The 6,647-nt window shown below is 73.8% G+C and carries 5 protein-coding genes; all 5 read right to left on the reverse strand.

Translation table 11 applies throughout. The features are described from left to right. The coding region (locus ACWCSD_RS44610) for an ATP-binding protein (RefSeq protein WP_449924428.1) at positions 1-2,617 on the reverse strand (2,617 nt) is incomplete at its 3' end. Between the two features lie 58 nt (positions 2,618-2,675). Then, the gene (locus ACWCSD_RS44615) at positions 2,676-3,110 is read right to left on the reverse strand and encodes a GNAT family N-acetyltransferase (protein ID WP_397163825.1); all 435 of its coding nucleotides are present in this window, start codon (positions 3,108-3,110) and stop codon (positions 2,676-2,678) included. 80 nt (positions 3,111-3,190) lie between these two features. Continuing rightward, a complete protein-coding gene (locus ACWCSD_RS44620; RefSeq protein ID WP_352357043.1) occupies positions 3,191-4,327 on the reverse strand; it encodes an acyl-CoA dehydrogenase family protein in 1,137 nt (378 codons plus the stop codon). Positions 4,328-4,329: 2 nt separating this feature from the next. Further along, positions 4,330-5,235, reverse strand: coding sequence for a hydroxymethylglutaryl-CoA lyase (locus ACWCSD_RS44625; RefSeq protein ID WP_397163823.1), 906 nt, complete (start codon positions 5,233-5,235; stop codon positions 4,330-4,332). Next, a partial coding sequence (locus ACWCSD_RS44630; protein WP_449924433.1) for an ATP-binding protein occupies positions 5,235-6,647 on the reverse strand: 1,413 nt, incomplete at its 5' end. The genes ACWCSD_RS44625 and ACWCSD_RS44630, both read right to left, overlap by 1 nt.

Here is a 6,647-nt window from a genome sequence, read left to right on the forward strand (position 1 = left end):
CCCGCGCCCGCGTCACCATCCCGGGCGCGGCGCGCCGGTCACCCTCGGCCAGCGCCGCCTGGGCGGCCCCCACCAGGCACTGCGCCTCCGCGTACGGCTGCCGCAACCCCGCCCAGGCCGCCACCGCCGACTCCCACGCCTTGAGCTGGGCCGCCCCGCCGAGCCCCTCCTCCGGCCCGGTCAGCGCCGCGAACGTCAGCCGCTGCGCCTCCTGCAGGTCGCCGTCCACGGCCAGCTCCCGCGCCACCTCCCGCAGCCGCGCCACGACGGCCGCCGCGACCCTCGCGTACGGCGCGCCGCCCTCGCCGAGCGCGGGCCGGGCGAGCTGCGCGAACGTCACCAGCAGCGGCCAGGCGTAACGCGGCGAGGGCAGCAGGTCCTGGTTCTCCAGCCCCCGGGACGCGGCCTCCAGCGCCTCGCCGAGCCGCCCCTGCGCCCGCAGCAGCAGGATCTGCCTGCGCAGCTGCGGCAGCACGGTCTGGTCCCGGTAGGTGCCGCGCGCGAACACGCTGGCGGAGGACGACAGCAGCTTGTCGGCCCGGTCGATCTGTCCCCGCGCGAGCGCGATGTCCACCAGGAAGCCCTGGAGACTGGCCCGGTAGGGGGCCGGCGGCGCGAGGTCGAGCGCCTGCTCGACCACCTGGAGCGCCTCGTCCCAGCGGCCCAGCGAGAGCAGCGGCTCGGTCAGGTTGATCGCCAGGAAGGTGCCGGACGTGCGCGCCAGGCCGTAGTGCCCGGCCTCCTGCACGCCCTCGCGGGCGACCTGGGCGGCCCGCTCGTGCCGTCCGGCGCCCTCCAGCGCGTCGGACTCGGAGATCGCGCAGCGCATCAGCGCGTTGTAGGCGCCCTGGGCGCGGGCGACCCGGCGCGCCTCGGCGAACTGCCCGAGCTGGGCCTCGATGTCGGAGAAGCGCGACCGCGCCCAGGCGAGGCTGATGAGCGCGTGGGCCTCGACGTTGGCGTCGCCCATCTGGTGGCCGATCTCCATGGCGAGCTGCGCCGTCGCCAGCTTCTCCGGCCAGTCCTCGGGACGGTGCAGCATGCGCGCCAGCGTCTCCAGGACCTGGCCGCGCAGCTTGCTCGGCGGCTCGGCGGGCACCAGCTCGGCCGCCTGGCGCAGGTCGTCGAGATAGCCGGCGCGGCCCAGGTCGTAGCGGGTCAGGCCGCGCTGGCGCAGCAGGGTGGCCGCGGTGATCGGGTCGGCGTCGAGGTCGACCTCGGCGAGCGCGGCCCCGGCCAGCGCCAGGCTGCGCTCGTACTCGCCGGCGAGGTGGGCGACCGTGGAGGTCTGCCTGAGCACGTCGAGGCGGCCGCAGCCGATGCGCTCGGCGGCGTCGGGCACCTGGTCCCACAGCTCCAGCACCCGCGAGAGCATCCTGAGCTGCTCGTCGTAGGCGGTGGACTTGCGGGCCGCGGCGGCCGCGCGCCAGGCGCTGACCAGCGCCCAGGTGGAGTCGTGGGCGGAGTGCCAGTGGTGGGCCAGCTCGATCGCGCCGCGCGGGGCGGGCAGGATCGACAGGTCGCGTTCGAGTGCCTGCGCGTAGCGGGTGTGCAGGCGGGTGTGCTCGCCGGGCAGCAGGTCGTCGTGGAGCGCCTCGCGGATGAGAGCGTGCCGGAAGCCGTAGCCCTCGCCGTCGACCACCAGCACGTTGCCCGCCACGGCGGGGCGCAGCGCCCGCGACAGGGCGGTGTCGTCGAGCCCGGCCACCGCGCTCAGCAGGTCGTGCTCGATGCGCTGGCCGCCCGCGCTGGCCACGCGCAGCAGCTCCTGCGTCTCGTCGGGCAGCCGCTCGACGCTGGCCAGCAGCAGGTCGCGCAGGGACTCGGGCAGCATGTCGCCGCCGTCGGCCTCGCTCAGCAGCGCCTCGACGAACAGCGGGTTGCCCTCGCTGCGGGCGTAGATGAGGTCCATCGCGGCGGCCGACGGCTCGCGCCGCAGGATGCTGGCCGCCTGCGCGACGGCCTCCCTGCGGGTGAGGCGGCGCAGCTCGATCCGGCTCACCCACTCGATGCGGCCCAGCTCGGCCAGCATCGGCCGGAGCGGATGGGTGCGGTGCAGCTCGTCGGTGCGGTAGGTGACCACGATCATCAGCCGGGCCGCCGTGCGCTGGTAGCGGACCAGGAACGACAGCAGGTCACGGGTGGAGCGGTCGGCCCAGTGGGCGTCCTCGACCACCAGCAGCACCGGACGCTCCTCGGCCAGCCGCTCCAGCAGCCCGAGCACCTGCTCGAACAGCCGGGCCCGCGCCTCGGCGCCGTCCTTGTCCGGCTCGCCGAACTCGGGCAGCAGCCGGGCCAGCCCGCGCGTCGTGCCGCCGGGCACCAACGCCGCCACGCCGTCGCGCCCCAGCTCGCGCACGAGCCCGCGCAGCACGGCCGTGAACGGCGCGAACGGCAGGCCCTCGGTGCCCAGCTCCAGGCAGCCGCCGACGAGCACCCGCGCCTCGCCCGCCCGGTCGATGAACTCGCTGATCAGGCGGGTCTTGCCGACCCCCGCCTCGCCGCCCACGAGCACGGTGGACGACGCGCCCGCACGTGCTCTGGCCAGGGCGTCGCCCAGAGCGTGCAGCTCGCGGGCGCGCCCGACGAACAGGGGGCTGACGGTGTGAATGCTCACGCCCCAAGGATGCCATCAAACACCGACAAAACGGACCGAAACTCCGGGCCGTCGTCTGTCAGCGCAAAACCTTGCGGAAGAAGGTGGCCGACGCCTCGTACCCCAGGGCGTGGTAGAACTCCGGCGCCCGCCGGGTGGCCATCGCCACGTACCCGGCGTGACGGGTACGGGCCCACGCCTCGAACTCCTCCAGCAGCCGGCGGCCGATGCCCTGCCGGCGCGAGCCCGACTGGACCATCGCCTCCTCGACCCAGGCGACCGGCCCGTTGGCGAACAGCGTCAGGTGCACGAACCCCAGCAGGTACCCGTGGACGCGCCCGCCCACCACGGCCGTGAGCAGCAGGGCGTCCTCGTTGCGCAGGAGCTGCGGGAGCGCGGCGTCGAAGGCCGCGCGCTCCGGCCTGAAGGTCAGCCCGAACTCGCGCGCCAACGCGAACACCTCGTCCGCGTCCGCCTTCTCCGCCCTCCTGATGAGAAGATCGTCCGCCGTCATGAGGTACGACACTAGAACCTCTGTGCCCTTTCGTCCATCGTGCCACGGGAGTGTGCCGTGACGTCCGGTACGGCCTCCGGTCAGAGGTCGCCGAGGCCGAGCTGGCGGGCGATGAGCATGCGCTGCACCTCGCTGGTGCCCTCACCGATCTCCAGGATCTTGGCGTCGCGGTAGAAGCGGCCGACCGGGAACTCGTTCATGAAGCCGTACCCGCCGAACACCTGGGTGGCGTCGCGGGAGTTGTCCATGGCCGCGTTCGAGGACACCAGCTTGGCGATCGCCGCCTCCTTCTTGAACGGCACCCCGGCCAGCATCTTCTCGGCCGCGTGGTAGTAGGCCAGCCGGGCGGTGTGGGCGCGCACCTCCATGTCGGCGATCTTGAACTGGATGGCCTGGTAGTGGCCGATCGGGTGGCCGAACGCCTTGCGGTCCCTGACGTACTTGAGGCATTCGTCCACGCAGCCCTGGGCCAGGCCCACGCTGAGGGCGGCGATGGCGATGCGGCCCTCGTCGAGGGTCTGCAGGAACTGCGCGTAGCCGCGTCCGCGCTCGCCGAGCAGGTTGGCGGCGGGCACCCGGCAGTCGGAGAAGGACAGCTCGCGGGTGTCGGAGGCGTTCCAGCCGACCTTGGAGTACTTCTTGGAGACGGTGAACCCCGGCGTGCCGCTCGGCACCAGGATCGTGGAGATCTCCCGCTCGCCGGTGAGCGCGGCCACGCCGATCACGCCGGTGATGTCGGTGCCGGAGTTGGTGATGAACGCCTTCGTCCCGTTGATCACCCATTCGCCGCCGTCGAGCACGGCGGTCGTCCGCATGCCGCCCGGCACGTCGGAGCCGCCGCCGGGCTCGGTCAGCCCGAACGCGCCCAGCATCTCGCCGGAGGCCAGCCGGGGCAGCCACTCCTGGCGCTGCTCGTCGGTGCCGAACCGGTAGATCGGCATCGCGCCCAGCGAGACGGCGGCCTCCAGGGTGATCGCCACGCTGGAGTCCGCGCGGGCCAGCTCCTCAAGGGCCAGGCACAGCGCGAAGTAGTCGCCGCCCATGCCGCCGTACTCCTCCGGGAACGGCAGGCCGAACAGCCCCATGTCGGCCATCTTGCGCACGATGTCGTAGGGGAACTCCTCGCGCTCGTAGTAGTCGCCGATCACGGGGGCCACCACGTCACGGGCGAACGCCTCGACGGTCTTGCGCAACTCTTGGTATTCGTCGTTCAGCATGATCAGCCTTTCGCGAGGGCCTGGACGACGCGCGAGGGGCTGGGCCGGCCCAGCCGCTCGGCCAGCCAGGTGCTGGTGGACACGAGTTTGTCCAGGTCGAGCCCGGTCTCGATGCCGAGCCCCGACAACATCCACACGAGGTCTTCGGTGGCCAGGTTGCCGGTGGCGGACTCGGCGTACGGGCAGCCGCCGATGCCGCCGGTGGAGGCGTCGACGGTGGTCACGCCCGCCTGCAGGGCGGCGAGCGTGTTGCCGAGCGCCTGCCCGTAGGTGTCGTGGAAGTGCACGGCGAGCCGCTCGGGGCCGCCGAACGCGCCGATCAGCTCGGTGACGTGGCCAGGCGTGCCGACGCCGATCGTGTCGCCGAGCGACAGCTCGTAGCAGCCGAGCCCGAGCAGCCGCTCGCCGACCGCGACGACCTGCCCGACCGGCGTGGGCCCCTCCCAGGGGTCGCCGAAGCACATCGACACGTACGCGCGCACCCGCAGCCCGTGCTCCAGCGCCCTGGCCACGACCGGCTCGAACATGTCGAACTGGCTCTCCAGCGTGCGGTTGAGGTTCCTGGCGGCGAAGGTCTCGGTGGCGCTGGCGAAGATCGCGATCTCGGTGACGCCCAGCTCCAGCGCGCGGTCGAGCCCGCGCTCGTTGGGCACCAGCACCGGGTAGCGCACGCCGGGCCTGCGGTCGAGGCGGCCGAGCAGCTCACCGGCGTCGGCCAGCTGCGGCACCCACTTGGGGTGCACGAAGCTGGTCGTCTCGATCACCTGGTGGCCGGCGTCGGCCAGCCGGTCGACGAACTCGGCCTTCACCTCGACCGGCACGATCGCCGACTCGTTCTGCAGGCCGTCGCGCGGGCCCACCTCGTAGACCGTGACCCGCTCGGGAAGCCCTCGCATGCGGTACGGCATCACGCCTCCTCACCGGTGACCACGGCCAGCACGGCGTCCATGTCGACCGGCTTGCCCGGCTGGACGGGCAGCTCGGCGACCACGCCGTCGCAGGGGGCGGTGACCGTGTGCTCCATTTTCATGGCCTCGACGACGACCAGCGGCTGCCCCTCGCTCACCCGGTCGCCGGGCTGCACCTTGACCAGCAGGACGGTGCCGGGCATGGGGCTGCGCACCACGCCGTCGGCCGCCCCCGCGGCGCCGGGCCGGTCGCCCGGGTCGCCGATGAGGTGGCGGGTGAACGCCCACGACTCGCCGTCCTTGCCGAGCCAGAGCGTGTCGCCGTGGCGGGCGGTCAGGTAGCGGGCGGTCCGGCCGCCGAGCGTGACGGCCGCCGCGCCGCCGCCGGTCGTGACCCGGGCGGGCACCGCCTCTCCGTCGAGCAGCACCTCGGCCGACCGGCCGGGCAGGCCGCGGACGGGCACCGCGTGCACGCCGTCGCGCGACTCCAGCCGCCAGGTCGTCCAGGCGGGCGCGCCGACCCGCCAGCCGTCGGTGACCTGCCAGGGGTCGGGGCCCTGCGGCAGCGTGTGGAAGATCAGCGCCGCCGCCGCGGCCACCTCGCGCGGCACGCCGGACTCCGGCAGCAGCCCGGGCAGCACCCGTTCGACCAGGCCGGTGTCGAGCTCGCCCGCCACGACCGCGGGGTGGCGGGCGAGCCCGCGCAGGAACGGCACGTTGGTGACCACGCCCAGCACCGCGGTGCGGGCCAGCGCCCGGTCGAGCGCTCTGAGCGCCGCCTCTCGGTCCGGCGCCCAGGCGATCACCTTGGACAGCATGGGGTCGTAGTCGCTGCCGACGACCCCGCCCTCGGCCAGGCCGGAGTCGACCCGCACCCGGCCGGGCCCGTCGTCGCCGGGCTCGCGCAGGGCCAGCACGCGCCCGCCGCTGGGCAGGAAGCCGCGCGCCGGGTCCTCGGCGTAGACGCGCGCCTCGATGGCGTGGCCGTCGAGCCGCACCTGCTCCTGGCCGAACGGCAGCGGCTCGCCGGCCGCGACGCGCAGTTGCAGCTCCACCAGGTCCAGGCCGGTGACCAGCTCGGTGACCGGGTGCTCGACCTGGAGCCGGGTGTTCATCTCCATGAAGTGGTAGGAGCCGGTGGTGCCGTCGACGATGAACTCGACCGTGCCCGCGCCGACGTACCCGACCGAGCGGGCGGCCTCGACGGCCGCGGCGCCCATGTCGGCGCGCATGCCGGGGGTCACGAAGGGCGACGGCGCCTCCTCGATGATCTTCTGGTGCCGGCGCTGCAGGCTGCACTCGCGCTCGCCCAGGTGCACGACGTTGCCGTGGGCGTCGGCCATGACCTGGATCTCGATGTGCCGGGGGTTCTCGACGTAGCGCTCGATGAGCAGGGTGCCGTCGCCGAACGC

It is taken from the genome of Nonomuraea sp. NPDC001684 (assembly GCF_053596515.1).

Excerpts from the sequence above, each read along its gene's own strand:
- ACWCSD_RS44615 (WP_397163825.1), bottom strand. The coding sequence starts at position 3,110 with ATGACGGCGGACGATCTTCTCATCAGGAGGGCGGAGAAGGCGGACGCG.
- ACWCSD_RS44620 (WP_352357043.1), bottom strand. The coding sequence starts at position 4,327 with ATGCTGAACGACGAATACCAAGAGTTGCGCAAGACCGTCGAGGCGTTC.
- ACWCSD_RS44625 (WP_397163823.1), bottom strand. The coding sequence starts at position 5,235 with ATGCCGTACCGCATGCGAGGGCTTCCCGAGCGGGTCACGGTCTACGAG.